The sequence below is a fragment of the Candidatus Polarisedimenticolia bacterium genome (assembly GCA_035764505.1).
Classification (GTDB): Bacteria; Acidobacteriota; Polarisedimenticolia; order Gp22-AA2; family AA152; genus AA152.
In genome coordinates this window covers 1-2,515 of record DASTZC010000030.1, presented here as the reverse complement: position 1 = coordinate 2,515, position 2,515 = coordinate 1, and the positions used below count along the sequence as shown (strand labels likewise).

Annotated in this window: 2 protein-coding genes; one reads left to right on the top strand and one right to left on the bottom strand. The window is 66.8% G+C overall.

The window, feature by feature from the left end; all coding sequences use genetic code 11:
* Positions 1-26: 26 nt before the first annotated feature.
* Entirely contained in the window at positions 27-479 is a 453-nt protein-coding gene (smpB, locus tag VFW45_02145; protein HEU5179566.1) for an SsrA-binding protein SmpB, read from the top strand.
* Here the strand turns inward: smpB and VFW45_02140 are convergent.
* The coding region (locus VFW45_02140) for an ATP-binding protein (protein HEU5179565.1) at positions 436-2,515 on the bottom strand (2,080 nt) is incomplete at its 5' end. The genes smpB and VFW45_02140 overlap by 44 nt on opposite strands.

The window sequence follows — 2,515 nt, the reverse complement described above, 5'->3', positions numbered from 1 at the left end:
GCGGCGCCGCGGACCCGGAGATAGGCATGCCCGAGCCGGAGCAGACAAAGAACCTCGCCACCAACCGCCAGGCCGGGCACGAGTATTTCATTGAGGAGCGCATGGAGGCGGGGATTGCCCTCTCCGGCACCGAGGTCAAATCGCTGCGCGCGGGACGAGCCAATCTCAAGGACAGCTACGCGTTGCTGCGCGGCGGGGAGGTATGGCTGCTGAACTGCCACATTTCCCCCTACTCGCACGGCAACATCAACAACCACGAGCCGCTGCGCGATCGCAAGCTGCTGCTGCACCGGGAGGAGATCCGGCGGCTCGACCGGCGCCGCAAGAGCGCAGGGCTGACGCTGATCCCGCTGCGACTCTATCTGAAGAAGGGCCGCGTGAAGGTGGAAATCGCCGTGGCGCGGGGCAAGAAGCTGTACGACAAGCGCGAGGCGATCAAGAAACGCGATCAGGATCGCGAGAGCCGCCGGGGAGAATGATCGGCAGGTCCGGCCGGACGGAGCGCTGCGCCGAAACCATCTCGGTGACCAGCCGGCGCACCTCGTTCAGGTCGAACGGCTTCTGCAGGTAGGGGGTGCCGGATTCCTGCAGGAAGGTCTGGGTGTCGGGGTTGGCCACATCCCCCGTGGTGAAGATGATGCGGCTCAGCAGGCGCGAGTCGAGCTCGCGCAGGTGGCGGTAGAGCTCCTGGCCCGTCATCCCGGGCATCTTCAGGTCCGAAATCACCACGTCGAAGAACCCGGCGCGCAGCTTGTTCAGCGCCAGGCGGCCGTTGATCGCCGTCTCGATCTGATGTCCGTCCAGGCGCAGTACGTCGTAGAGGATGTCGACAATCGAGGCCTCGTCGTCCACCACGAGGATGCGCGCCGACGGGGTGCTGCCCGCCGCGACCTCTTCGGCGGGCGCGGCCGGTAGGGGCAGCTCGTCCACGGCCGGCACCGGCAGCTCCACGTGAATGGTGCTCCCCTCGCCCCGGCCGCTCTCCGCCCAGATCCGGCCACGGTGCTCCTGCACGATCCCGTAGCAGATCGACAATCCCAATCCGGCCCCCTGGCCGACCTCTTTGGTGGTGAAGAAGGGATCGAAGATGCGGGACAGGTTCTCCGGAGAGATCCCGGGACCAGTGTCGCCAATCTCCACCTTGACGTGGCCGTCCACCCGATGCGTGCGCACCGTCAGCGTCCCGGGAGATGGCTGGCCGCTCATCGCCTGCTGCGCGTTGTGGAGGATGTTCACGAAGGCCTGCTGCAGCTGGGAGGCGTCCGCCATGACGCGCGGCAAGCTCTTCTCCAGCTCGCGCACCACCTGGATGTTGTCGACTTTGAGGGGATAGGCCTTCAGCTCCAGCACGCTCTCGAGCAGCGCGTTGAGATCGATGGCCCGCTTCTCGGCCTTGTTCTTGCGGGCGAAGATGAGCAGGTTCTGCACGATCCTCCGGCAGCGCTCCGCCTCCGACTCGATCTTGTCCAGGCCCCGACGGACCTCTTCGGGCAGGTTCATGCGCAGCAGGAGCTGGGAGTAGCCGAGCACCCCCGCCAGGGGATTGTTCAGCTCGTGCGCCACGCCCGACACCAATTGGCCGACCACCGACATCTTCTCGGCCTGCACCAGCTGATTCTGGGCCTCCTCCAGCTCGCGCGTCCGCTCCTGCACCTTCTGCTCCAGCATCTGGTTCGTCCCCTCCAGCTCCTCGCGCGACTTCTGAAGCTTGAGGGTCATCTGGTTGAAGCTCTTGGCGAGCTCCCCGATCTCGTCCTGCGAATCGAGCCGTAGCAGCACGTCGAGGTCGCCGCGGGCGATGCGCCGCGTGGCCTCCACCAGCTGCGCCACCGGATCGGCGATGATCCGCACCAGCAGGATGGTGAGCAGGATCCCGATGACGATGACCGCCAGGGTGGCAAACCCCAGGGCGCGCTCGAGGCGACGGATGTCCCCTTTCATGCCTTCCGTCGACAGGGCCAGGCAGACCGCTCCAATCTGCTCCCGCGGGCCCCGCGCGGCGTTGCGCGCATCCGGGAGAAAACCGATCTCTTCCCCAAGGCTCCGGCGCGACTGCGTAAGCACCGGGAAGCGGAAGATGTAGGCTTCGCGCCCCGAAGCCTCCTCGCGGTACAGCCGGACCTCCCCGTCCTCCACCTCGGCCCCCAGGGGCACCTCCTCGGTGTCGGCGACCAGGCTCGGTGCGGGCGGCACCCGGTTCCTCGGCGCGGCGCGCGAGTAGAGCGCTTCTCCCCGCGCGTCCAGAATCACGACGAAGGCGTAGTCGGTGTCGCGGGTCACCTCGGAAGCGAGGGCGTCGAGCAGCTCGCGGTTGCGGGTGAAGACTCCGAGCTCCGCGTCGTTGGCGAGGTTGCGCGTGAGCAGCGCCCCCCTCTGTATCAGCTTGCTCGACTCGTCCTTCACCTCCCGGACCAGGAAGATCCAGCCCATCGCCAGCGAGGTGGTGATCAAAAGTGCCGAGATCAGCAGGATGAATTTGCCCCGGAGCCCGCGGCTGAAGCGGGTGGCCTTCTGC